The sequence below is a fragment of the Streptomyces boetiae genome (assembly GCF_031845405.1).
GTDB classification, from domain to species: domain Bacteria; phylum Actinomycetota; class Actinomycetes; order Streptomycetales; family Streptomycetaceae; genus Streptomyces; species Streptomyces boetiae.
Genome location: NZ_JAVREN010000018.1, coordinates 63,294 through 86,501 on the forward strand (window position 1 = coordinate 63,294; position 23,208 = coordinate 86,501).

21 protein-coding genes are annotated in these 23,208 nt (G+C 74.5%); 4 read left to right on the forward strand and 17 right to left on the reverse strand.

The annotated features are described in order from the left end of the window. Positions 1 to 17 precede the first annotated feature (17 nt). Positions 18 to 662: a VanZ family protein gene (locus tag RM780_RS14345; RefSeq protein ID WP_311631083.1), complete on the forward strand. Its 645-nt coding sequence runs from the start codon at positions 18 to 20 to the stop codon at positions 660 to 662. A 398-nt stretch (positions 663 to 1,060) separates the two neighbouring features. Here the strand turns inward: RM780_RS14345 and RM780_RS14350 are convergent, their stop codons facing one another. From RM780_RS14350 to RM780_RS14360, 3 genes are all read right to left on the reverse strand, one after another. Next, positions 1,061 to 1,435, reverse strand: coding sequence for an ATP-binding protein (locus RM780_RS14350; protein WP_311631084.1), 375 nt, complete (start codon positions 1,433 to 1,435; stop codon positions 1,061 to 1,063). 165 nt (positions 1,436 to 1,600) lie between these two features. Continuing rightward, the gene (locus tag RM780_RS14355) at positions 1,601 to 2,746 is read right to left on the reverse strand and encodes an adenosine deaminase (RefSeq protein ID WP_311631085.1); all 1,146 of its coding nucleotides are present in this window, start codon (positions 2,744 to 2,746) and stop codon (positions 1,601 to 1,603) included. 66 nt (positions 2,747 to 2,812) lie between these two features. Then, positions 2,813 to 3,778 carry a LysR family transcriptional regulator gene (locus tag RM780_RS14360; RefSeq protein ID WP_311631086.1) on the reverse strand — a complete coding sequence of 322 codons (966 nt, stop codon included), beginning with the start codon at positions 3,776 to 3,778 and terminating at the stop codon, positions 2,813 to 2,815. Positions 3,779 to 3,870: 92 nt separating this feature from the next. Here RM780_RS14360 and RM780_RS14365 point away from each other — a divergent pair, with 92 nt between their 5' ends. Then, positions 3,871 to 5,139, forward strand: coding sequence for an MFS transporter (locus RM780_RS14365; protein WP_394812966.1), 1,269 nt, complete (start codon positions 3,871 to 3,873; stop codon positions 5,137 to 5,139). A gap of 341 nt (positions 5,140 to 5,480) precedes the next feature. Here the strand turns inward: RM780_RS14365 and RM780_RS14370 are convergent, their stop codons facing one another. Then, positions 5,481 to 6,050, reverse strand: coding sequence for a DUF6817 domain-containing protein (locus RM780_RS14370; RefSeq protein ID WP_311631087.1), 570 nt, complete (start codon positions 6,048 to 6,050; stop codon positions 5,481 to 5,483). A 185-nt stretch (positions 6,051 to 6,235) separates the two neighbouring features. Here RM780_RS14370 and RM780_RS14375 point away from each other — a divergent pair, with 185 nt between their 5' ends. Next, positions 6,236 to 7,195, forward strand: a complete 960-nt coding sequence (locus RM780_RS14375) for a LysR family transcriptional regulator (RefSeq protein WP_311631088.1) — start codon at positions 6,236 to 6,238, stop codon at positions 7,193 to 7,195. Positions 7,196 to 7,222: 27 nt separating this feature from the next. Then, a complete protein-coding gene (locus RM780_RS14380) occupies positions 7,223 to 8,653 on the forward strand; it encodes an MFS transporter (protein ID WP_394812967.1) in 1,431 nt (476 codons plus the stop codon). A 6-nt stretch (positions 8,654 to 8,659) separates the two neighbouring features. On the opposite strand, the gene RM780_RS14385 is transcribed toward RM780_RS14380, so the two are convergent. From RM780_RS14385 to RM780_RS14445, 13 genes are all read right to left on the reverse strand, one after another. Beyond that, positions 8,660 to 9,016, reverse strand: a complete 357-nt coding sequence (locus RM780_RS14385; protein WP_311631090.1) for a hypothetical protein — start codon at positions 9,014 to 9,016, stop codon at positions 8,660 to 8,662. Then, positions 9,013 to 9,489: a hypothetical protein gene (locus RM780_RS14390; RefSeq protein WP_311631091.1), complete on the reverse strand. Its 477-nt coding sequence runs from the start codon at positions 9,487 to 9,489 to the stop codon at positions 9,013 to 9,015. Before RM780_RS14390 ends, RM780_RS14385 begins: the two co-directional genes overlap by 4 nt. A gap of 74 nt (positions 9,490 to 9,563) precedes the next feature. Then, entirely contained in the window at positions 9,564 to 10,889 is a 1,326-nt protein-coding gene (gene mgtE / locus RM780_RS14395) for a magnesium transporter (RefSeq protein WP_311631092.1), read from the reverse strand. Positions 10,890 to 11,156: 267 nt separating this feature from the next. Beyond that, positions 11,157 to 12,443 carry a thymidine phosphorylase gene (locus RM780_RS14400; RefSeq protein ID WP_311631120.1) on the reverse strand — a complete coding sequence of 429 codons (1,287 nt, stop codon included), beginning with the start codon at positions 12,441 to 12,443 and terminating at the stop codon, positions 11,157 to 11,159. 87 nt (positions 12,444 to 12,530) lie between these two features. Beyond that, positions 12,531 to 12,974 (reverse strand): cytidine deaminase, encoded by a 444-nt coding sequence (locus RM780_RS14405; RefSeq protein ID WP_311631093.1) that lies wholly within the window; start codon positions 12,972 to 12,974, stop codon positions 12,531 to 12,533. Then, a complete protein-coding gene (locus tag RM780_RS14410) occupies positions 12,971 to 14,260 on the reverse strand; it encodes an ABC transporter permease (protein WP_311631094.1) in 1,290 nt (429 codons plus the stop codon). The genes RM780_RS14405 and RM780_RS14410 overlap by 4 nt, the downstream gene beginning before the upstream one ends. After that, positions 14,257 to 15,396, reverse strand: a complete 1,140-nt coding sequence (locus RM780_RS14415; protein WP_311631095.1) for an ABC transporter permease — start codon at positions 15,394 to 15,396, stop codon at positions 14,257 to 14,259. Before RM780_RS14415 ends, RM780_RS14410 begins: the two co-directional genes overlap by 4 nt. Further along, a complete protein-coding gene (locus RM780_RS14420) occupies positions 15,380 to 17,038 on the reverse strand; it encodes an ABC transporter ATP-binding protein (protein ID WP_394812968.1) in 1,659 nt (552 codons plus the stop codon). Before RM780_RS14420 ends, RM780_RS14415 begins: the two co-directional genes overlap by 17 nt. Positions 17,039 to 17,323: 285 nt before the next feature. Beyond that, complete coding sequence (locus tag RM780_RS14425) at positions 17,324 to 18,358, reverse strand: BMP family lipoprotein (RefSeq protein WP_311631096.1); 1,035 nt, start codon at positions 18,356 to 18,358, stop codon at positions 17,324 to 17,326. Positions 18,359 to 18,497: 139 nt separating this feature from the next. Continuing rightward, complete coding sequence (locus tag RM780_RS14430) at positions 18,498 to 19,706, reverse strand: amidohydrolase (protein WP_394812969.1); 1,209 nt, start codon at positions 19,704 to 19,706, stop codon at positions 18,498 to 18,500. 212 nt (positions 19,707 to 19,918) lie between these two features. Next, the gene (locus tag RM780_RS14435; RefSeq protein ID WP_311631097.1) at positions 19,919 to 20,965 is read right to left on the reverse strand and encodes a hypothetical protein; all 1,047 of its coding nucleotides are present in this window, start codon (positions 20,963 to 20,965) and stop codon (positions 19,919 to 19,921) included. Between the two features lie 77 nt (positions 20,966 to 21,042). Beyond that, complete coding sequence (locus tag RM780_RS14440; RefSeq protein WP_311631098.1) at positions 21,043 to 21,990, reverse strand: N-acetylneuraminate synthase family protein; 948 nt, start codon at positions 21,988 to 21,990, stop codon at positions 21,043 to 21,045. Continuing rightward, positions 21,987 to 23,192: a cytidylyltransferase domain-containing protein gene (locus tag RM780_RS14445; protein WP_394812970.1), complete on the reverse strand. Its 1,206-nt coding sequence runs from the start codon at positions 23,190 to 23,192 to the stop codon at positions 21,987 to 21,989. Before RM780_RS14445 ends, RM780_RS14440 begins: the two co-directional genes overlap by 4 nt. Positions 23,193 to 23,208 lie beyond the last annotated feature (16 nt).

Here is a 23,208-nt window from a genome sequence, read left to right on the forward strand (position 1 = left end):
AGGGCGTCCTCCCCCACGTGCAGCAACATCCTTCGGGCCGCACCCGGCCCGGCATGGGCCCGCGGGTGCGGGCCGCGGCGCTTGTGCTTCTCCTCGCCCACCTGGCCTGCGTCGCCTGGCTGGCCTTCCGGCCCCGGGACGTGCTGTGGATCTCCCCGGCGAACCTGGAGCCGCTGGCCACGGTCCGCGCGGATCTCGCCCGGGGCCCGGGCGAGGCACTGCGCACGATCGGGGCGGGGCTGGTGCGGCTCGCGCCGCTGGGGGTGCTGCTGCCGCTGCTCGGCCGCCGGGTGGGGGGCCGGCGGTTCCTGTCGCTGTCCCGGACGGCCTTCGTGGCGGCGGTGATCGCGCTGGCCATCGAGGCGGCCCAGTCGGTCTCCCCCACGCACGTCGCGGACGTGGACTCCGTGCTGCTGAACACGCTCGGCGCGGCTCTGGCGCACCAGCTCGCGTACGGGCCGCTGACGGCCCTGGCCGGGCGCGGGCCGCGTGCCGGGCGCGCGGTGGCCCGCTGGCACGCGGCGGCCCGCCGTCCCCGGCCGTCCAAGGCCGGCCCCGGGCCGGTGGAACGCCCCCGCACGCGCGACGCCCACCGCACCGCGACGCCCCCCGCCGCCCCGCCGCTGCGCGAGGCCCGCCACGCACTCCCGGCCGCGGGCTGACGGCGGCCGGCGCCTGGCACGCATACGGACGGCGGAGCCGCCGACGCCGCCGTCCCTGCGCGGACGGCGCCGCCCGTCGGCCCGGGCTCCCGCCCGGGTCGCGACGGCAACGGCCGGGCCGGACTGCGAACCTCGCACCGGCGGCTACGCCGGCAGCCGCGCCACGGCCCGGGTCCCGGCGGAACGCCAACGGCCCTGCCGGCCATGGGCGTTCACCGCGGCCGGCCCACCGCGCGCCACCGCCGACGGCCGGGCCCGCACGGGGCGTATGCGGCGCCTGCGGGTACCAGGGGCGTTCGCCGAAGTGCCCGGCAAGGGCCCTCGCACGGCAAAGGCCGTGGCGCGTGCGCGCCACGGCCTGCCGTGGGGGGTCCGGCCCGGTGTGCGGGCCGGGTGGGTCAGTTGAGGCTGACGCCGTTGAGGAGCTGGTCGGCCGGGAGCCCGAGCCCCTCGGTGACGGGGAGGCCGCCCAGGAGCTGGCCCGCGGGCTCGGTCAGGCCGCCGCCGGTGTGCGAGAGGGCCTCGTTGGCCAGCGGAAGGGCCTGGGTCTCGCCGGTCACCAGGTCGGCCCCGGTCTGCACGACCTGGCCGCTGTCGCCCGGCAGCTTGCCCGCGGTCTCCTCGACGGGCAGCGAACGGACCACCTCTCCGGCCGTCGTCCCGACGCCGTCGACCATGGAGGCGGCAGAGGCGGAGGCGGTGCCCGCGGCGGCGGCGGTGAGGGCGGCGCCGAGAGCGGCGGTGCCAAGAGTCTTCAGGGTTGCCTGCTTCATCAGTAGCTACATCCTTGTGTGGGATTTCAGCGGCGAGTGGGAAGGTAACCACCCGCACGCCGGTCCCGCAATCAAGCGAATTGCGCGGCGTAAACCCGTAACCCGTGCGGCCCAGTCGGGCAACGCCGGACGGGACCCCGCCGTCCGAGCGCGCATCGACGCAGGTCAGGTGCCCTTGTCGGCCTCCCGGCGGAACAGCCATTCGGAGCGCAACGCCGCGTAACCGGGCTTGATGACGTCACCGATCATGGCGAGACGTTCATCGAAAGGAATGAACGCGGATTTCATCGCATTGACCGTGAACCACTGAAGGTCGTCCAGTGTGTAGTGAAATGTCCGGACCAGCTGGGTGAATTCGCGGCTCATACTCGTATCGCTCATCAGCCGGTTGTCCGTGTTGACGGTGGCGCGGAAGCCCAGACGGCGGAGCAGGCCGATCGGGTGCTCGGCGTAGGAGGGGGCGGCACCGGTCTGGATGTTGGAGGTCGGGCACAGCTCCAGCGGGATGCGTTTGTCGCGGACGTAGGCGGCGAGCCGGCCCAGGCTCACCGAACCGTCCTCGCGGACCTCGATGTCGTCGATGATGCGCACGCCGTGGCCGAGCCGGTCGGCGCCGCACCACTGGAGGGCCTGCCAGATGGAGGGGAGGCCGAAGGCCTCGCCGGCGTGGATGGTGAAGTGGTTGTTCTCCCGCTTGAGGAACTCGAAGGCGTCCAGCGAGCGGGTGGGCGGGAACCCGGCCTCGGGGCCCGCGATGTCGAAACCGACCACGCCCGCGTCGCGGTAGCGGTTGGCCAGCTCGGCGATCTCCAGGGCGCGGGCGGCCTGCCGCATGGCGGTCAGCAGTGCGCCCGCGCGGACGCGGCGGCCCCCGGCGGCGGCGCGGCGCTCCCCTTCCCGCAGTCCCTCGTTGACCGCCTCGACGACCTCCTCCAGGCGCAGGCCGCGCTCCTGGTGCTGCTCGGGGGCGTAGCGGATCTCGGCGTAGACGACGCCGTCCGCGGCCAGGTCCAGGACGCACTCGGCGGCGACGCGGGCCAGGGCCTCGGGGGTCTGCATGACGCCGACGGTGTGCGTGAACGTCTCCAGGTAGCGCACCAGGGAGCCGGAGTCGGCGGAGGCGCGGAACCAGTCGGCCAGGCGCGCCGGGTCGGTCTCGGGGAGCCGGTCGTAGCCCTGCTCGGCGGCCAGTTCGACGACGGTGGCCGGGCGCAGGCCGCCGTCGAGGTGGTCGTGGAGGAGGACCTTGGGGGCGCGCAGGATCTGGTCGGGCGTGGGCGGGGGCGGGGCGTCGGGCGGGAGAGTCGTCACGGTGGCACTGTAGCGCCTACGCGCGTAGAGGGCGGGGGAATTCCGCAGCCGGTCCGGTTCCCGGCCTCAGGTCTCCGCCGGGTGCTGGACGGCCAGGGCGAGGCGTCCGCGGCGGCCCAGCAGGAAGCGCTTGAACTCGGCGACCGGGCGGGTATCGGGGTGCCCGGCGACCCAGGCCACGCCGATCTCGCGGACGGCCCGGGGGGCGGTGACGGTCAGCTCGCGCACGCCGGGGCGCGGCACGGTGGGCGGCGGGAGCAGGGCGACGCCCAGGCCGGCGGCGACCAGGCCGCGCAGCGTCTCGGGCTCCTCGCCCTCGAAGGCCACGCGGGGGCGGAACCCGGCCTGCTCGCACAGCGCCTCGGTCAGCCGGCGCAGGCCGTAGCCGGGTTCCAGGGTGACGAACGGCTCCTCCGCCGCCTCGGCCAGGCGCACGCGGCGGCGGGCGGCCAGGCGGTGGTCGGCGGGGACGACCAGGTGCAGGCGCTGCTCGTCCAGGCGGCGGGTGTCCAGGTCGGGGGCGTCGGGCACCGGGGAGGTGAGGCACAGGTCCAGCTCGCCGGCCCGCATGCGTTCGATCATGTCCTCGCCGTAGCTCTGGATCAGGGAGAAGCGGACGCGGGGGTGGTCGGCGCGGAAGGCGCGCAGCAGCTCGGGGACGGTCTCGGGGCCCATGGTGTGGAGGAAGCCGAAGGCGACCTTGCCGGCGGAGGGGTCGGCGTCGGAGCGGATGGCCTCGGCGGCGCGGGTGACCTCGCCCAGCGCCCGCTCGACGGAGCGGGCGAACGCCCGGCCCGCGGGCGTGAGGGAGACGGCGCGGCCGTGGCGGGCCAGCAGCGCGACGCCGAGGTCGGCCTCCAGGCGGGCCACGGCGCGGGAGACGGTGGGCTGGGGGACGGCGAGGTCGCGGGCGGCCTGGGTGATGTGCTCGTGGCGGGCGACGGCGGCGAAGTGGGCCAGGCGGGGGGCGAGGAGGGCGGCCCAGGAGTCGGGCGTTGCCGGGTTGTCGTTTTCATGACGCGGTCGTGACATGCCCGTCCCCTGCCTCGCCTTATGCGCTGGTGCATGGATTATGGCATCTTCATGCATTGGACGCATGAAATGCGGCGCCGTACGTTTGCGGCATGCCCACCGCAACAACGGGGGTTCCCGCCACCGCGGGGACCGCCACCTCGTCCATGCCCACCCGCTCCGGCCGTTTCCCCCGCCTGTCTTCGCGACTGCGCATCAACCTCGCGCTGTTCGCCATCGGCATGGCCACCTTCGCCCTGCTCTTCTCCACCCAGGCCCTCCTGCCCGACATCGCGGCAGAGTTCGCCGTCGGACCCGACCGGGCGAGCTGGACCGTCTCCGCCACGACCATCGGGCTGGCCGCCGCCGTGCTGCCGCTGAGCGCGCTCTCGGAGCGGTTCGGGCGGCGGCAGACGATGACCGTCTCGGTCGCCGTCGCCGTGGGCCTGGCCGCGGTGATCCCCTTCGCGCCCGACCTCGGCACGCTCGTCGCGCTGCGCGCCCTCCAGGGCGCGGCCATCGCCGGGATACCCGCCTCCGCCGTGGCCTACCTCTCCGAGGAGCTGGCCGACGCCCGCGCCACGGTGGGCTCGGTCGGGCTCTTCATCGCGGGCAACAGCGTGGGCGGGATGACCGGCCGGGTGCTGACGGGCTGGGTCTCGGAGGGCTTCGGCTGGCGCGCGGCGCTGGCCGCGGTCGCCGCGCTCGCCCTGGCCGCGGCCGTTGTCTACCGGCTGCTGCTGCCCCGCGCGCGCAACTTCACGCCCGCCTCCCTGCGCCCCCGGCTGGTGCTGCGCACCGTCCGCGACCACCTGGCGCGCCCGCTGCTGCTGCGGCTGTACGCGATCGGCATGCTGCTGATGGCGGCCTTCAGCGCGGTCTACACGGTGATCGGATTCCGGCTGGTGGCCGAGCCCTTCGGGCTCTCGGCGGGCCTGGCGGGCTCGGTCTTCGTCATCTACCTGGTGGGGACGGTCTCTTCCTCGGCCACCGGGCCGCTGCTGGAGCGCCTGGGGCGGCGCGGCGCGCTCTACGCGGCGACGGCCACGGCCACGGCCGGCCTGCTGCTCAGCCTGGCCGACCACCTGGCGGCGGTCCTGGCGGGCCTGGTGCTGATCACGGCCGGATTCTTCTTCGGCCACGCGGTGGCCTCCGGCTCGGTGAGCCGGACCGCGGCCCACGGCAAGGCACAGGCCTCCGCCCTTTACCAGGTCGCCTACTACCTCGGCTCCAGCCTCGGCGGCACGCTCGGCGCCTCCGTCTTCCGCCACGCGGGCTGGAACGGCCTGGTCCTCTTCGCGACCACGGCCCTGCTGCTGACGGCCGCGATCACCCTGTACGCCACGCACCGCGCCCGCGTGACCCTGGCGAAGGCGGCATAGCCGCGAGCCCCCTCGGGGTTCGCGGCGCGTGCCCGGCGCGCGGGCGCGCGTCCCGCGCCCCGGCCCGGCGGCCGGGAGGCCGGGAGGCCGGACCGACGCGCCCCTGCCCCTGCGGGGCCACGGGTGGGACCGAGAGCGGCAGGCCCGCCGCCGCACCCGACCCGGCCCCCTGCCGGGCCAGCCACCCAGCCGGCCGCGATCGGCCGCGGGGCCGTTGAACCCGGGCCGCCGGGTGCGGCGAAGCCACGGCGTTCCCAAGGGTGGCCCGAGCCGCCGCCGGCCAGGGGCGGCCCGGCGGGAAACCTCGAACCGCCGTCTCCCGGGGTGGCCGGCCGCAGGCCCTACCGCGCCGTCGGGGTCAGGAGGGTGCGGCAGTCGCGCCAGGCCGGGTCGGTCAGGAGGGGGCGGAGACGGGTGAAGAGGGCCAGGAGGTCGTGGGACCAGCGGGCGTGGAGGGCGGGGTCGGAGGCGGCGATGTCCAGCTCGTTGGCGGCGGTCAGTTCGGCGAAGTCGCGGCGCCTGCGGGGACTGGGGACGAACGTCTGGCCGGTGAAGCGGTCGCGGAAGGCGCCGTCCTCGCTCGGCAGCGCCGGGTACGTCGCGCGCCGGTCGCAGCCCGCGTAGAGGTAGACGAGGCTCTCGGCCTCGATGCCGATCAACGCCGCGAGCTGCGGCCGTCGCTCCAGCGGCAGCAACGCCGTGGGGAAGCCGTCCGTGCCGTAGAACGCGTGGCACAGGCCCGCCAGTTGAAGGGCCGGCCGGGCGCCCCAGCGCCCGAGGCGCTCCTGCACCCGTTGGCAGTGGGCGAGCAGCGTGCCGCCCGGGTGTTTCAGCTCCTCGGCTCCGAGCCCGCGCAGCAGCGTCACCGCGCGCCCCGCGCCGGCCGGGGCAACGCTCGACCGCCCGTCCATCGACCGACCTCCTCGTGGTCGCTCCTGAGGTCGGCACCCGTCCAGCGCCCGCGCCTTGTCCGGACTGCGCGAGGCGGTGGACGGGTTGCCGCCCGGGGCCCGTCTCGATCGTGCGCCCTCGCGAACCCCTAGTCAATCCTCGCTCTTTCTGATGCATCTCCCAGGTATCACTTAGGGTTTGACCCGTGACCCTCGACGATCTGCGCGTCTTCGTCGCCGTCTGCCGCTCCGGCAGCCTCAGTGCCGTGGCCCGCGAGCTGTCCTGCACCCAGTCCGCGGTCAGCCAGCACGTGAAGCGGCTGGAGCGGGAGCTGGGCCTGGCCCTGCTGGAACGCCTGCCGCGCGGCGTCGTTCCCACCCAGGCCGGGCGGGTGCTCAGCGCCGCCGCGGCCGAGGGCATCGGCGGGCTGGATCTGGCTCTGCGCCGCCTCCAGGAGCTGGCCCGCGGGGAGGGCGGCTCGGTCCGGGTGACCACGGGGGCGACGACCGTGCGGCACTTCATGTCGGAGGGGGTGGTGGCGTTCCGGCGGGCGTTCCCCTCGGTCAGCCTGGAGTTCCGCACGGAGAACTCCAGCAGCGGCTGCTTCGCCGCGCTGGCCGCGCACGACCTGGACCTGGCGTGGATCACCATCTCCGAGCCGGTGCGCGGCATCGAGCAGCGGCCGGTCGTGGAGCTGCCGTGGGTGCTGGCGGTGCGGGCCGACGACCCGCTGGCCGAGCGGCCCCGGATCGACCCGGCGGACCTGCGGGGCGTGCGGCACATCCGGCTGCCGCGGAAGTCCTCCTCGCGGGCGCGGCTGGACGCGTTCTTCGCGGAGTGGGACGTCCACCCCACCTCGGACACCGGCGTGGCCGACTGGGACACCGCGATCCTGCTGGCCGAGCTGGGCCTGGGCCACGCCGTCGTCCCCGAGCTGCCCGGCTGGCGGGGGCCGGGGCACCCGCAGGTGCGGTTCGTCCCGATCCCGGACCTGCCGCCGCTGGCCGCGGGGTGGGCCGTGCGGCGCTGGGACGCGCTCAGCCCGCCGGCGCGGGCGTTCGCGGACACGGTCGCGGCGAGCTGCCGCCGCGCGGCGGGGGCGGACGGCCCGAGGACCGACGGCCCTAGGACGGACGGCCCGGCCGTGCCTCGTCCGCGGGCCTGATCCGGGGAGCGCGCGCGGGGGCGCACGATGGCAGCCATGAGCCGAACCCGCCCCACCACCAGCGTTCCGCCGAACCCGGGTACCGCCCGCGTCTGGCCGGTCCTCCTGGCCTCCTGCGTCGGGCAGTTCCTCGTCGTGCTCGACGTCTCCGTGGTCAACGTCGCGCTGCCCGGCATCCGCGACGACCTCGACCTGAGCGCCGCCGGCCTGCAGTGGGTGGTCAACGCCTACGCGCTGACGTTCGCCGGCTTCCTGCTGCTGGGCGGCCGGGCCTCGGACCTCTTCGGGCGCAAGCCGGTCTACCTGGCGGGCCTTGGCCTGTTCACCGCCTCCAGCCTGGCCGGGGGGCTCGCGGGCGGCGGCGGCGCGCTGATCGCCGCCCGGACCGCGCAGGGCGTCGGCGCGGCCGTGCTCGCGCCGGTCACGCTGTCCCTGATCACCGCCACGCTGCCCGAGGGCCGCGCCCGCACCCGGGCCATCGCCGCCTGGACGGCCACCGGCGCGGCCGGGGGCGCTGCGGGCGGCCTGATCGGCGGGGCGCTGACCGACTGGGCCTCCTGGCGCTGGGTGCTGCTGATCAACGTCCCGGTCGGGCTGCTGGTGGGCGCGCTGGTGCTCGTGGCGTTGCGCGAACCGGGCAACGGACGTGCCGCGCGCCCCGCGCTCGACCTGCCCGGGGCGGCGCTGGTCACCGGGGGCGTGGCCGCGCTGGCGTACGGGATCACCGGCACGGAGACGGCGGGGTGGTCCTCGCCCGAGACGCTGGTGCCGCTGCTGGGCGGGCCGGTGGCGCTGGCGGCGTTCGTGGCGGTGGAGGCGCGCGGGCGCGACCCGCTGATGCCGCCGCGCCTCTTCCGGGTCCGCAGCGTGGCGGTGGGCAACCTGATCACGCTGATCGCGATGACCGGCAGCTTCGCGATGTGGTACTTCCTGACGCTCTACATGCAGAACGTCCTGGGCTACAGCGCCGTCGAGACGGGGCTCGCCTTCCTGCCGCACACGGCCGGGGTGATCACCGGGTCCCAGCTTGCGCCCGCGCTGATGGCCCGCTTCGGCGGCCGGTCGATGGTGGTGGCGGGCGGGGTGCTGATGGCGGCGGGCTTCCTGTGGCAGGGGGCGGTGCTGGCGGAGGGCGGGGGGTACGTCGCCACCGTGGCCCTGCCGGCGCTGCCGATGGCGGCGGGCGTGGGGCTGATGCTGACGCCCCTGACGGAGACGGCCACGGCCGGGGCGCCGCCCGCGGACGCGGGCGCGGTGGCGGGCCTGATCAACACCTCCCGCCAGATCGGCGCGGTCCTGGGCCTGTCCCTCCTCTCGGCCGCCGCCACCTCCGGCACCCCCGCCGAGGGCTATGCCCGCGCCTTCCTGGCCGGCGGCGTCCTCATCGCCACGTCGCTCCTGCTGGTGCCCCTCCTGCCTCCCCGCACCCGCCCCGGAGGGCCGGGCGGGTGCGGGTGACCGCCGTCAGGCGTCGGTGGCCTTGGGGTGGCGCGTGCCCGCGTAGGTGATCCAGGCGGTGCGGGCCTCGTCGTCGACGAGATAACAGACGCGGCCGCCGGCGGTGACCTCGACCTGCCACTGCTCCAGGAGAACGCCCCGCCGCGCGACCCGCCCGAGGCTGCCGCGCAGCGGGTGGTGCCGCGGCGTGGGCGGGACGGGACGGGGCTGCGCCCGGATGGCGTCGAACGCCCGGCGGAGGTTGCCCGGCGCCGAACGGGCCAGCTCCTCCCAGCCCTTGGCGCTCTCGGCGTTGTCGAAGCGGACGTCGAACTCCTCCGGGAGCGGCGGCGGTGCCGCGCGCTCGCCCCGCTTAGGGGTCACTGGCCGTCCTCGGGGGGCAGGGCCGGGCCGTAGTCCTGGCCGCTCGGCCGGGACAGCCAGGCGTGCAGCTCGGGGTCGGCGTGCACCTCGGCGGTGTGCTGCCACTCGACCAGCAGCTGCGCCACCGGCCCGGTGTTCCCCAGGGCCGCGGCGGCGAAGGCGATCTCGGCCAGCTCGGCCGCGAAGACCCCGATATCGGCGTCGGGAAGGAAGCGCACCCAGGGCAGAACTTCGGGAAGGACCGACTCCACCAGCCCCGCCCCGCCCTCCCTGTGCAGCAGGGAGACGAGCAGCCGGGCCGTGAAGTCGACGACCTCGCCCTCCCGATCGGCCCGCTCGGCGCGCATCACCACGAGATCATCGGCATCCCGCCGCCGCAGGCGCAGCGCCCGGACGGAACTGAGCCGCCCGGTCGCGGCCGTGGGCCGCTGGATGAACTCCGTGAAGGGAAGCTCCTCGCTGGGGGTAGTCACGCCCCCCACCGTACACCGGACCCCTGGGGTAGTGCAGAGGTCGCGGCACTTCCGGCCGCGACCCGGCGGCGCGCTCAGATCCCCAGCACCACCTGGGCGATCGTGAAGTAGATGACCAGGCCCGTGGCGTCCACCAGGGTCGTGACCATGGGGGCCGAGACGACGGCCGGGTCGATGCGGAGGCGTTTGGCCAGGAGGGGCATCGTGCCGCCGACCGTGGAGGCCCAGGCGCAGATGGCGACGAGGGTGATGCCGACCACGGCGGCCACGTCGAGGCCGACGAAGAAGGAGCCGACGGCGAAGCCGACGACGGCCAGCATGCAGCCCAGGAGCAGGCCGGTGCGGCACTCGCGCCAGACCACCTTCAGCAGGTCGCCGGTGCGGACCTCGCCGACCGCCAGCGCGCGGACCGCGGCCGTGGCGGCCTGCGCCCCGGCGTTGCCCCCGGTGCCGATGAGCAGCGGCACGAACAGGGCCAGGTCGGTGACGGCGTTCAGCTCGCCCTCGTACATCTGGGTCACCGAGACGGTGAGGGTCGCTGCGACCAGCAGCAGGAGCAGCCACAGCATCCGCGTGCGGGAGAGCTGGAAGACGCCGGCCGACATGTAGTGCCGCTCCAGCGGCTCCGCGCCCGCCTGGCGGGCGACGTCCTCGGTGTCGGCGGCCTCGATGACCTCGAAGGCGTCGTCGCTGGTCAGCAGGCCCACGAGGCGGTCCTCGCTGTCCACGACGGGCAGGTCGAGGACGTTGGTCTCGCGCATCAGGCGGGCCGCGTCCTCGGCGCGGTCGGTGGCCCGGGACTTGGGCGGCTCGGTGACCACCAGGGTGGCGACCATGGCCTCCGGCTCGCTGAGCACCAGCTCGCGCAGCTCGACGATGCCCTTCAGGCGGCGGCTGCGGTCGACCACCGGCAGGGTGTAGATCGTCTCGGCCTGGCCGCCCCGGCGGCGGACGACCTCCAGGGCCTGGCCCACCGTCAGGTCGTCGGGGAGGGCAACCGTCTCGGGGGTCATGTAACGGCCGACCGAGCCCTCGGGGTAGCCGAGCAGGGCGGCGGTCATCTGGCGTTCGTGCGCGGAGAGGCCGGCCAGGACCCGCTTGGCGACCTTGGCCGGGGCCTCCTTCAGCATCCGGGCCCGGTCGTCGGGGTCCATGTTCTCGACCAGATCGCGGAACGCCTGGTCGCGCAGGCCCTCCAGGATCTGCTGCTGGTCCACGGGCTCCAGCTCCTCGAAGACCTCGAGGGCGCGGTCCTTGTCCAGCAGGCGGAAGGTGATGACGGACTCGACGGCGTCCATGCGGGCGATCTCGTCGGCGATCGCGTAGGGCGGCTGGGTCTCCAGCCACTCCAGCGCGCCGGCGAGGTCGTGCTCCTCCAGCAGCGCGGGCAGGTGGGTCATGGCGAGGCATCCCCCGGGGATCGGAAGGCGGTCACGGGCATCCGAGGTGCGCGCACACGCCTGCCGCCCCAGGCGGCGTCAGAACCTGGGCGGGGAGGCGCGGCGCGGGGGATGACTGGGAGGTTCACTGCGCATCGCAGCATCACCTCCTGCCGTGCCGATCCGCCGAAACCGTTCTTCAGGGTACTAGCCATCGGGAACGATCATGGCAAAAATTCCGACATTACAGACAGTCGGACGAGGCTTGTCCGTGAACGTTTCGAAGCGTCAGGAAATCCGCCCGAGGACGACCGGACGCACCTCCGGCGCGGGCGCGCCCTCGGGGACGATCCGGAACGCGCCCCCGTCCGTCAGCTCAGCGAGGGCGGCGCCGAAGCGTTCGGGGGTGTCGGTGTGCAACGTCAGCAGCGGGGCGCCCTCGGTCACCCGGTCGCCCGGCTTGGCGTGCAACTCCACGCCCGCGCCCGCCTGGACGGGGTCCTCCTTGCGGCTGCGGCCCGCGCCCAGGCGCCAGGCGGCCACGCCGACCGCGTACGCGTCCAGCTCCGCCAGCACGCCGGTGGCGGGGGCGGCCAGGGTGTGCGTATCGCGGGCGGTGGGCAGGGGGGCGTCCGGGTCGCCGCCCTGGGCGGAGATCATCCGGCGCCAGTGGTCCATCGCCGAGCCGTCCGCCAGCGCCCGCTCCGGGTCGGCGTCCTTCAGGCCGGCCGCGTCCAGCATCTCGCGGGCCAGGGCCAGGGTCAGCTCCACGACGTCCGCCGGGCCGCCGCCGGCCAGCACCTCCACCGATTCGCGCACCTCCAGGGCGTTGCCCGCGGTCAGGCCCAGCGGCGTCGACATGCCGGTCAGCAGGGCGACGGTGCGCACGCCGTGGTCGGCGCCGATCTCGACCATGGTCTCGGCCAGTTCGCGGGCGTCGGCCTCCGTCTTCATGAACGCCCCCGAGCCGGCCTTCACGTCCAGGACCAGCGCGCCGGTGCCCTCGGCGATCTTCTTCGACATGATCGAGGAGGCGATCAGCGGGATGGACTCCACGGTGCCGGTCACGTCCCGCAGCGCGTACAGCTTCCGGTCGGCCGGGGCCAGGCCCTCCCCCGCGGCGCAGATCACGGCGCCGGCCTCGCGGAGAACGCCCAGCATCTCGGGGCCGCTCAGGCGCGCGCGCCAGCCGGGGATGGACTCCAGCTTGTCCAGCGTGCCGCCGGTGTGGCCAAGGCCCCGGCCGGAGAGCTGCGGGACGGCGGCGCCGCAGGCGGCGACGAGGGGGGCCAGGGGCAGGGTGATCTTGTCGCCGACGCCGCCCGTGGAGTGCTTGTCCGTGGTGGGCAGCGGCAGGGAGGAGAAGTCCATCCGGTCGCCGGAGGCGATCATGGCGGCGGTCCAGCGGGCGATCTCGGGGCGGGTCATGCCGTTGAGCAGGATGGCCATGGCCAGCGCGGACATCTGCTCGTCGGCCACCTCGCCCGCGGTGTAGGCCGCGACGACCCAGTCGATCTGCTCCGGGGTCAGGGCGTGGCCGTCGCGCTTGGCGCGGATGATGGTGATCGCGTCCATGGGGTGTTGCGGGGTCCTCACTGTCTCGGTGTCCTTCGGCGCGCCCGGCCGCCGCGGCGGGGCGACGCCCTGGGCCGCGGCCGGGGTTCAGGCACCGGCCGCGTCGGCGTCCGGGGGCACCGGGTGGTCCAACCGCCAGGACTGCGGGAGGAGTTCGCCCAGGGTGCGCGGGCCCTCCGGGGTCTGGAGCCACAGGCCGGGGCCGCCGTGTTCCATCAGGAGCTGGCGGCAGCGACCGCAGGGGGTGATGACCTCGCCCGCGGCGTTGCAGCAGGTGAAGTGCGTCAGCCGCCCGCCGCCGGTGGCGTGGAGCGCGGACACCAGGCCGCACTCGGCGCACAGGGAGAGGCCGTAGGAGGCGTTCTCCACGTTGCAGCCGCTGACGATCCGGCCGTCGTCCACGCGGGCGGCGGCGCCCACCCGGTAGTTCGAGTACGGCGCGTAGGCGCGTTCCATCGCCTCGCGCGCCGCGGCGCGCAGCCGCGCCCAGTCCGCGTCCTCGTACGCCGCCGAGGCGACCGGCGCGCTCATCCGCCCTCACCCCGGCGATAGCGCCGGCCGATGGCCTTGGGCGGGCGCAGGCGTTGCGCGAACAGCGTCAGCACCAGCAGCGTCGTCAGGTAGGGGATGGCCTCGACCAGCTCGGGCGGCAGCGAGTCGGTGACCGCGTACCAGACCCACAGCAGGCCGCCGATGGCGCCCGTGGTCAGGGCCGCCGTCCGCCGGCCGCGGTAGAGCAGCCAGCCCACGTACGACAGCAGCGCCAGCGCGAACAGCAGCAGCATCGCGTGCACCACGGAGGGGTCGCGGGTCTGGAGGACGTCCATGAAGCCGAACAGGCCCGCGCCCGAGGCGACTCCGGCCGGGCGCCAGTTGCCGAAGATCATCGTCGCCAGGCCCAGGTAGCCGCGGCCGTCGGCCTGGCCCTCCAGGTACCGGCGCACCAGCACGGCCAGGTAGCCGCCGCCGAGCCCGGCCAGGCCGCCGGAGACGATCAGCGCCGCGTACTTGTAGAGGTAGACGTTGACGCCCAGGGACTCGGCCGCCTCCGGGTTCTCGCCGCAGGAGCGCAGCCGCAGGCCGAACGCCGAGCGCCACAGCACCAGGTAGGAGCCGACGAAGAGCAGCACGGTGATCAGCGTCAGCCAGGACACCTCGTGCACGGCGGCCCGCAGGATGCCGGCCGCGTCCGAGACGAGGAACCAGTCGCGTTCGTCCAGATCTCCCAGCCACCCGGACAGGCCCGGCACCGAGAAGGGCTCCATCCGCTCCATCTGCGGCGATTCGCCGTCCGTGCCGCCGCGGGCCGCGGCCTCGCTGCCCTCGGCCGCGAACCACAGCTTGGCGAGGTACTGCACGATCCCGGGCACCGAGATGTTGATCGCCACGCCGGAGACGATGTGGTCCACGCCGAAGGAGACGGTGGCCACGGCGTGCAGCAGCCCGCCGAGCGCCCCGCCCGCCACGCCGGCGGCGACCGCGGCCCAGGGGCCGTACTGCCAGCCGACGGCCCCGGCCGTGAACAGGCCCAGGATCATCATGCCTTCGAGGCCGATGTTGATCACCCCGGCCCGCTCCGCCCACAGGCCGCCGAGGCCGGCCAGCGCGATCGGGGCGGCCACGGTCAGGGCGGCCCCCCACTGGTCGGGCGAGGTCACGCTCTGCTGGTCGGTGACCGCCCGCACCACGGACAGCAGCAGCAGCGCCCCGGCCAGCAGCAGGAGGACGACCGGGAGGCGGGGCCCGCGGCGGCGGCCCTCCTCGACCCGGCCGCGGGGCCGGACACGGTCGGTCAAGGTCGAGAGGTTGGAACTCATGCGGAGACCTCCGCCGGGTCGTCGCTGCCGGAGGGACGGGCCTGGCCGGCGAGGCGCTCGCCGACCAGCCGCTGCTGGCGCCGCAGGCCCCAGCGCCGGACGACCTCGTAGGCGATGACCACGGACAGGACGATGATGCCCTGCATCACGCCGACGATCTCCTGGTCGAAGCCCTCGCGGTCCAGCCGGATGCTGGTGTGTTCGAGGAACGCCCACAGCAGGGCCGCGAGCGCCATCCCGACCGGGTGGTTGCGGCCCAGGAGGGCGATGGCGATGCCGGTGAAGCCGAAGCCGGCGGGGAAGGCGTTGCTGTAGGTGCCCGCGTCGTTCAGCAGGGCGGGCATGCCCACCAGGCCGGCGACCGCGCCGGAGAGCACCATCGCGGTGATCACCGTGCGCTTGACGCTGACGCCGCTGGCCTCGGCGGCGGGCTCGGAACGGCCGACCGCGCGCAGGTCGAACCCGAATCGGGTGCGGCCCAGCACCAGCCAGTACGCGAGCCCGACGGCCACGGCCAGCACCAGCGTTCCGTGGAGGGCCACCGGGGTGGTCGGGAACTCGAAGAAGAAGCTGGAGTCCGGGATGTCCGGGGTCTGGAGGATGTTCTCCTCGCGCTCGGCGAGGCGGCCCTGCTGGAGGAAGTAGGCGATCAGCAGCGTGCCCACCGCGTTCAGCATGATCGTCGTGATGACCTCGCTGACGCCGCGCGTGGCCTTCAGCACGCCCGCGATGCCCGACCAGACCGCGCCGCAGAACACGGCGGTCAGCAGGATCAGCGGGATCTGGATCACCCCGGGCCAGGCGAGCGCGCCGCCGACCGCGGCGGCGAAGAAGGCCGCCACCAGGTACTGGCCCTCGACGCCGATGTTGAAGAGGTTCATCCGGAAGCCGATGGCCACGGCCGCCGCGGAGAGGTAGTACGGGATGGCCCGGTTGATGATGTGGACCTGGCTGTCGCTCTTCGAGCCGTAGTCGGCCATGATCCCGAAGGCGCGGAAGGCGTTGTCCCCGGTGGCGGCCATCACCAGGCAGATGACGGCCAGGGCCAGCACCAGCGCCAGCACGGGGGCGGCCAGCCCGAGGACCACCTTCTCCCGGTCGACGCGGCGCAGCGGGCCGTTAGCGCTCCTGCTCATCGGCCGTCCCCTCCTCCTCGCTCGCGGTGGGTGCGGCCTCGTCGGCCGGGGCGTTACCGGACGGAACGTCCGTGGCCGGGGCGTCGTCGGCACGGCCCGCCGCGCCGGTCATCGCGGTGCCCAGCTCCTCGGGGGTGACGGCCGCCGGGTCCGCCTCGGCGACCAGCCGCCCGCGGTACATCACCCGCAGGGAGTCGGACAGGCCGATCAGCTCGTCCAGGTCGGCCGAGATCAGCAGCACGGCCAGGCCCTCGCGGCGGGCCTGCCGGATCTGGTCCCAGATCTGGGCCTGGGCGCCGACGTCCACGCCGCGCGTGGGGTGAGCGGCGATCAGCACCTTGGGGTGGTGGCTCATCTCGCGGCCGATGATCAGCTTCTGCTGGTTGCCGCCGGAGAGGGAGCCGGCCGTCACCTCGATGCCGGGGGTGCGCACGTCGTACTCCGCGACGATGCGCTCGGTGTCGCGCCGCGCGTCGCGGGCCGTCAGCCAGGGGCCGCGGCTGCTGGGCGGCTCGGTGACGTGGCCGAGCATGCGGTTCTCCCACAGCGGCGCCTCCAGCAGCAGGCCGTGGCGGTGCCGGTCCTCGGGGATGTAGCCGATGCCGCCCTCGCGGCGGCGGCGGGTGGGGGCCTGGGAGATGTCCTGGCCGTCCAGGGTGACGGTGCCGCCGTCGGGGCGGCGGATGCCCATGATGGCCTCGACCAGCTCGGCCTGGCCGTTGCCCTCCACGCCGGCGATGCCCAGCACCTCGCCGCGGTGGATGGTGAACTCGATGTCCGCCAGCACCTCGCGCAGCAGGCCGTCGGAGTCGCGGCCCGAGAGATGCAGGCCGGAGACGGTGAGCATCGGCTGGTCGGTGACGGTGGACTCGCGGGTCTCCGGCACGGGCAGCTCGCTGCCGACCATCAGCTCGGCGAGCTGCTTGGGCGTGGTCTGATCGGGGGCCACGGTGCCGACGGTGGTGCCGCGGCGGATGACGGTGACCTCGTCGGCCACGGACAGGACCTCGCCCAGCTTGTGCGAGATGAACAGGACCGTCAGGCCCTCGGAGGTCAGGCCGCGCAGGTTGCGGAAGAGCGCGTCCACCTCCTGCGGCACGAGGACGGCCGTCGGCTCGTCCAGGATCAGCGTGCGGGCGCCGCGGTAGAGGACCTTGAGGATCTCCACGCGCTGCCGGTCGGCCACGCCGATCTCCTCCACCAGCGCGTCGGGGCGCACTCCCAGGCCGTAGGTGTCGGACAGCTCGGTGATGCGGCGGCGGGCGGCGGCACCGATGCCGTGGGCGCGCTCGGCGCCGAGGACGACGTTCTCCAGGACCGTGAGGTTGTCGGCCAGCATGAAGTGCTGGTGGACCATCCCGATGCCGCGGGCGATGGCGTCGGCGGGGCTGCGGAAGGAGACCTGCTCGCCGTCCACGGCGATGGTGCCCTCGTCCGGGCGCTGCATCCCGTAGAGGATCTTCATCAGCGTGGACTTGCCGGCGCCGTTCTCCCCGACGAGGGCGTGGACGGTGCCGCGGCGGACGGTGATGTCGATGTCGTGGTTGGCCACGACGCCGGGGAAGCGCTTGGTGATCCCGCGCAGCGCGACGGCCGGGGCCTCCGGGGGCGGCGGGCTGCTGGTGGCTGCGATGACGCACACTCCTGCGATGGATGGTTCAGGACTGCGTGGGGCCGTTCTGCACGCTACCCGCTGACGCGGCCCGCACGCGGCCCCCGCGGGGGGCTCCCACGCCCCGGCGGGCTCGCCGGCCCGAGGGCCCGGGCCCCTGGTCAGGCGCCTTCCGACAGACCGCCCGGGACCGCCCCGGCGAGAGCCGGGGCGGTCCCGGCTGGAGCTGCCAGCCGTGCCGGCCGGACGAGCCACCGCCCTCCGGCCGGGAGGCCCCGCCGGGGAGCCGGTGGCCAGGGCCCGGCCGGCCCGAGGCTACGGGGTGTCGCGGACCTCGACCTCGCCGTTGACGATGCGCTGGGCGGCGGCGTCGATCTCCTCGGCGATGCCGTCGATGAAGCCGCCGGACGTGGCCAGGGAGACGCCGTTCTCGGCCAGCGTGTACTCGTGGTGGCCGGACAGCGGGTCCTCGTCGACGACGCTCTCGATCAGGGAGTAGACGGCCACGTCCACGCCCTTGACCACCGAGGTGAGGATGGAGTCGCGGTACTCGGCCAGGCCCGGCTGCTGGTACTGGTCGGAGTCCACGCCGATCGCCCACGCGCCCTCGACGCCGGCGACCTGCTCGATGGAGCCCTGGCCGGAGGAGCCGGCCGCCGTGTAGATGACGTCCACGTCGCGGCCGAGCATGCCGTCGGCCTGCTGCGCGGCGCGGGCCGAGTCGTTGAAGCCGCGGTCGTCGTCGCGGTAGAGGTAGTTGACCTCGACCTCGACGTCCGGGTTGGTGTCCTCGACGCCCTGCTCGAAGCCCGCCTGGAACTTCCCGATCAGCGTGTTCTGCACGCCGCCGATGAAGCCGACCCGGCCGGTCTCGGTGGTCAGGGCGGCGGCCACGCCGGCGAGGTAGGAGCCCTCGTGCTCGGCGAAGGTCATGCCGTAGATGTTGTCGCCCTCGGGGGCGGCGTCCACGACGCCGAAGGTGGTCTCGGGGAACTGCTCGGCGGCCTCGGCCACGGCGTCCGCGTAGAGGAAGCCGACGCCGATGACCGGGTTGTGGCCGGCCTCGGCGAGGGAGGTCAGGCGCTGCACACGGTCGGCGTTGGTCTCGCCGTTCTCCGCGGTTTCGTATGCGACCTCGATGCCGAACTCATCCGCGGCGCGGTCCCCGCCGCGGGCGGCGGCCTCGTTGAACGAGTGGTCGTTGCGGCCTCCGACGTCGAAGGCGATCGCGGCCCCGCGGTCCTCCGGGGGGTCGTTGTTCTCCGTGGAGCTCTCTCCACAGGCGCTGGCGGTGAGCGCGAGGACGGCCGTTGCGGCGACCGTTGCTGCGAGCCTGGATACGCGGCGCAAGAGGGCGTTCCCTTCCGTTCGAAAGCGCCTCTTACGGCGCTGTTGCGCGCATCGTAACGCGCGTAGACCCGCGCGGTAGTCCCTCGTTCGTCCCGTTATCAGATCGGTGTGATGGCAACGTGGACGCAACATGAAGGCGTCATTCCAGCAACGCCGCCCCGGTCAGCAGGTCCACGCCCACCGCGATGGCCCGCTCGTCCACGTCGAAGTCGCCCTGGTGCAGGTCGCGGGGGGCGGCGGAGGCGTCGCCGGGGGCCCGGACGCCGAGGCGGGCCATGGCGCCGGGGACGTGCTCCAGGTACCAGGAGAAGTCCTCGCCGCCCAGGGACTGCTCCGTCCCGGTGACGGCCTGCGCGCCGAAGCGGGCGGTCATGGCGGAGACGAGCAGCGCGGTGGACTCCTCCTCGTTCACCACCGGCGGGACGCCCCGGATGTACTGGAGCTCGGACTTGGCGCGGCACAGCGCGGCGACCTCGTCGACGGCGGCGTGCACCAGGTCGGGGGCGGTGCGCCAGGCGGCCAGGTCCAGGCAGCGCATGGTGCCCGAGAGCTGCGCGGTCTGCGGGATGACGTTCGGCGCGTGCCCGGTGGTGAGGCGGCCCCAGGTGACGGCGATGCCGGAGCGGGTGTCCGCGCGGCGGGCGATCAGGGCGGGAACGTCCGTGACGACGCGGGCGGCGGCGGTGACCAGGTCGGTGGTCAGGTGGGGGCGGGCGGTGTGGCCGCCGGGGCCGGAGAGGGTGACCTCGATCCGGTCGCAGGCGGAGGTGATGGGCCCGACGCGGACGCCGATGCGGCCGGCGTCCACCTTGGGGTCGCAGTGCAGGGCGAGGATGCGGCCGACGCCGGTCAGCGCGCCGGAGGTGATGGCGTCCTGGGCGCCGCCGGGCAGGACCTCCTCGGCAGGCTGGAAGAGCAGCCGGACCGGGCGGCGCAGCAGGCCGCGCCCGGCCAGGCGGGCGAGGACCAGGCCGGCGCCGAGCACCACGGTGGTGTGGACGTCGTGGCCGCAGGCATGGGCGCGGCCGGGGACGGTGGAGCGGTAGGGAACGTCCTTGGTGTCCGGGATCGGCAGCGCATCGATGTCGGCGCGCAGCGCCAGGAGCGGGCCCTCGGCCCCGGCGGGGCGGATGTCGCAGATCAGGCCGGTGCCGCCGTCGAGGACGCGGGGGGCGAGGCCGGCGCGCTCCAGGCGCTCCCGCAGGACGGCGGTGGTGCGGACCTCCTGGTTGCCCAGCTCCGGGTGCATGTGCAGGTCCCGCCGGAAGGCGATCAGCTCGCCGCGCAGCGCTCCGTCGACCGCGTCGAGTGTCGTCGGGGTGGACTCGGGGGACAGCAGATCACTCACGTGACCGAGACTAGACCCGGGCGGCTGTCAACCGGGCCTGGATAACGCAAAGTTCATACGCGGGACGGAGCGCGCGGCGGCATGGGGCGGCGCGCGAAGGGGTAGGACAGACAATTTGTCCCCGGGCGCCCCCGAGTGTGCCGTGACGCATCTCACGTCCCAGGCGCGCCGTTTCACGCCTGGGGTCACGGCGGGCTCAGGTCAGCGCGACCTCAGGTCACGGCGGGCCGGCCGTCGCTGCCGCGCAGGGCGCGGGCCGTGCTGGTCACCTCGGAGAGGAAGCCGCTGGCGCGCTCGGTCACGCGATCGGTGTACCAGCCGTCCGCGATCTCGCAGACCACGACCTCGGTACCGGTGCCGGCCAGCACCCGGGGCAGGGTGTGGACCACGGTGGAGGGGAAGCTGAGGACGGTGGAGCCGATGGGCCCGCGCCGGGCGACCAGCTCCAGCGGCAGGTCGGGGCGGACGATCTCCACCCGGGCGTGGCGCGCGAGGCGGCGCAGCTTCTCGCCGCTCTCCTTGCGGTGGGCGAAGTACCGGGTGACGCCGTGCCGCTCGACCAGCTCGGCGACGGCGCCGAGGTAGCGCTCCTCCTGCAGGACGCCCGTTTCCACCAGCGAGGTGCCGACCAGGTCGGCGCCGCCGGTCAGACGAGGGGCGGGAAAGCGGGAACGCGTCCAGGAGAAGGTGTTGTCGGTGAGGGTGATGCCCTCCATCGGGCGCACCGGCATCGCGCTGAATACCTCCACCGTGCGCCCGGGCCCCGGCGTGAGGCGGCGCACGGCCCGGCGCGCGACGGGCGAGAAGAGCACGGCGCGCGGGCCGCGGGCGGCCGGCCGGTGCCAGCGCACCAGCCGCTCGCCGCGGGCGAGCTGCGCGGTGAACTCCATGGTGGCCGTCCCGTCGTCCACCACGACGACGTCGCAGGGCGGGGCCAGGGACAGCAGGAGCTGGAGGTAGTGCGAGAACGGGTCGCCGATGACCAGCCGGCGGGCCCGGCGCAGCGGGCCCGCCAGCGCGGCCAGGGCGCGGGTCGGCGTGGCCGCGCCGCCCCTGGCCTCGCGCCACAGGACCCGGCACCCGGAGTCCCGGGCCAGCTGTGCCATCCGGCGCAGCTGGCCCCGGCTCGTCGGGTCGTGGGGCGGGAGGATGACCACCGTCAGGTCGGCCGGCCCGGACACGTGGGCCCACTCCAGCGTATTGAGCAGCTGAACCGGACTCTCGGCGAACGCAAGCGTCTCCGTCCGGGGGTCAGTCATGCGGTGTTTCCGTCCCGTTGTGACCGTCGGTGCGTGGGTCGTGGTGTACGCGGCCCGTGTGCGGGTGGCGCGGCGGGTCAGACGGTGGCCGGCGCGGCCTGCTGGCGCGAGCCGGTCTCCTCCTGCTCGGCGACGACGCCCTTGACCCGGCGCAGCTTCTTCATCGGCCCCAGCTCGCTCTCGTAGACCTGCTTGACCCCGTCGCCCAGGGAGGTCTCGATCGTACGGATGTCGCGCACCAGGCGGGTCAGGCCCTGGGGCTCGACGGAGGCGGCCTGGTCCGAGCCCCACATGGCGCGGTCCAGCGTGATGTGGCGCTCCACGAAGGTGGCGCCCAGCGCGACGGCGGCCAGGGTGGTCTGCAGGCCGGTCTCGTGGCCCGAGTACCCGATCGGGACGTTCGGGTACTCCGCCTGCAGGGTGTGGATCACGCGCAGGTTCAGCTCCTCGGCGCGGGCCGGGTAGGTGCTGGTGGCGTGGCAGAGCAGGATGTTCTCGCTGCCCAGGACCTCGACGGCGTGGCGGATCTGCTTCGGCGTGGACATGCCGGTGGACAGGATGATCGTCCGGCCGGTGGCGCGCAGCGCCTGGAGCAGCTCGTCGTCCGTCAGGGAGGCCGAGGCGACCTTGTGGGCCGGCACGTCGAAGCGCTCCAGGAAGGCGACGGCCTCGGTGTCCCACGGCGAGGCGAACCACTGGATGCCGCGCTTGGAGCAGTACTCGTCGATGGCGCGGTACTGCTCCTCGCCGAACTCCACACGGTGACGGTAGTCGATGTAGGTCATCCGGCCCCACGGAGTGTCCCGCTCGATGTCCCACTGGTCGCGCGGGGTGCAGATCTCCGGCGTCCGCTTCTGGAACTTCACCGCGTCACAGCCGGCCTCGACGGCGGCGTCGATGAGCGCGAAGGCGTTCTCCAGGTCGCCGTTGTGGTTGATGCCGATCTCGCCGGTGATGTAGACCGGCCGGCCGGGGCCCACGACACGGTCGCCGAAGGTGCGGAGGCGGTTGTTGCCTGGGGTCATGATGCGTTGAGTTCCTTTCCGAGGATCCACGAGGCGATCTCGCGGATCGCGCCGGCGCCGCCGGGCGCGGAGGTGACCGCGCGGGCGGCGCCGCGCACCACGTCGTGGGCGCTGGCGACGGCGACCGGCCAGCCGACCAGGTCGAAGCAGGGCAGGTCGTTGACGTCGTTGCCCGCGTAGAGCACGCGCTCCGGCGCGATTCCGTGTTCCTCGCACCAGTGCTTCAGGGCGAGGTCCTTCCGGTCGACGCCGTGCAGCACGGGGATGCGCAGCTTGCGCGCCCGCGCGGCGACGACCGGGTTCTCCTCCGTGGACAGGATCAGCAGGGACAGCCCCGCGCGGCGCAGCGCGGCGATGCCGAGCCCGTCGCCGCGGTGAACGGCGACGAGCTCCCGTCCTTCGGAGTCGACGAGCACCCTGTCGTCGGTCTGGGTGCCGTCGAAGTCGAGCACCACCGCGTCGATGTCGGCGCGGGTGGGGAGGTAGTCCGGGAAGGGGCCCGGCTGGAGGGGCGCGCGACCGCCGTCGAAGAGCGGGGCCAGCGCGCGGGCCCGCGCCAGGTCGTGCGGGTCGTCGATCTCCAGCACGCGGGCCGGGTCGGTGCGCACCAGCTCGGTGCGGCCGAAGAACCGGTGCCGCTCGGCGCGGAAGCCGGCGGCGCGCATGGCGTAGGCGGCGCCGGTCTCCAGCAGCTCCTGGGGGCGGTCCTGGCGGCGCGGCCGGTACGCCTTGTCGTGGTTGACGCCCTGGCCGCCCGCCTCGGGGGTCTCGCGCCAGACGAAGCCGTGGAAGGGCGCGGCGGTCAGCGCGCTGTCGGCGCCGTCGAGAACGGCCGCGGCCACGCCGTCCAGCTCCTCGCGGGTGAGGAAGGGGCTGGTGCACTGGACGAGGAGGACCACGTCCACGGTGACGCCGTGCCGCTGCTCGTAGATGTCCAGGGCGTGCAGGACGGCGGCCTCGCTGGTGGCCGTGTCGCCGGAGAGGGTGTCGGGGCGCTCGATCACCTCGGCGCCCGCGGCGTGGGCGGCGGTGGCGATGCCGGGGTCGTCGGTGGAGACGACGACGGAGGTCAGCAGGCGGGCGGCGCGGCAGGCGCGGACCGTGCGGGAGATCAGGGGCGCGTCGCCGACCGGCGCGAGGTTCTTCCCCGGCACCCCCTTGGAGCCCCCGCGAGCGGGGATCACGGCGAGAACTGTGCTCATGGTCATGCCTTCGCAG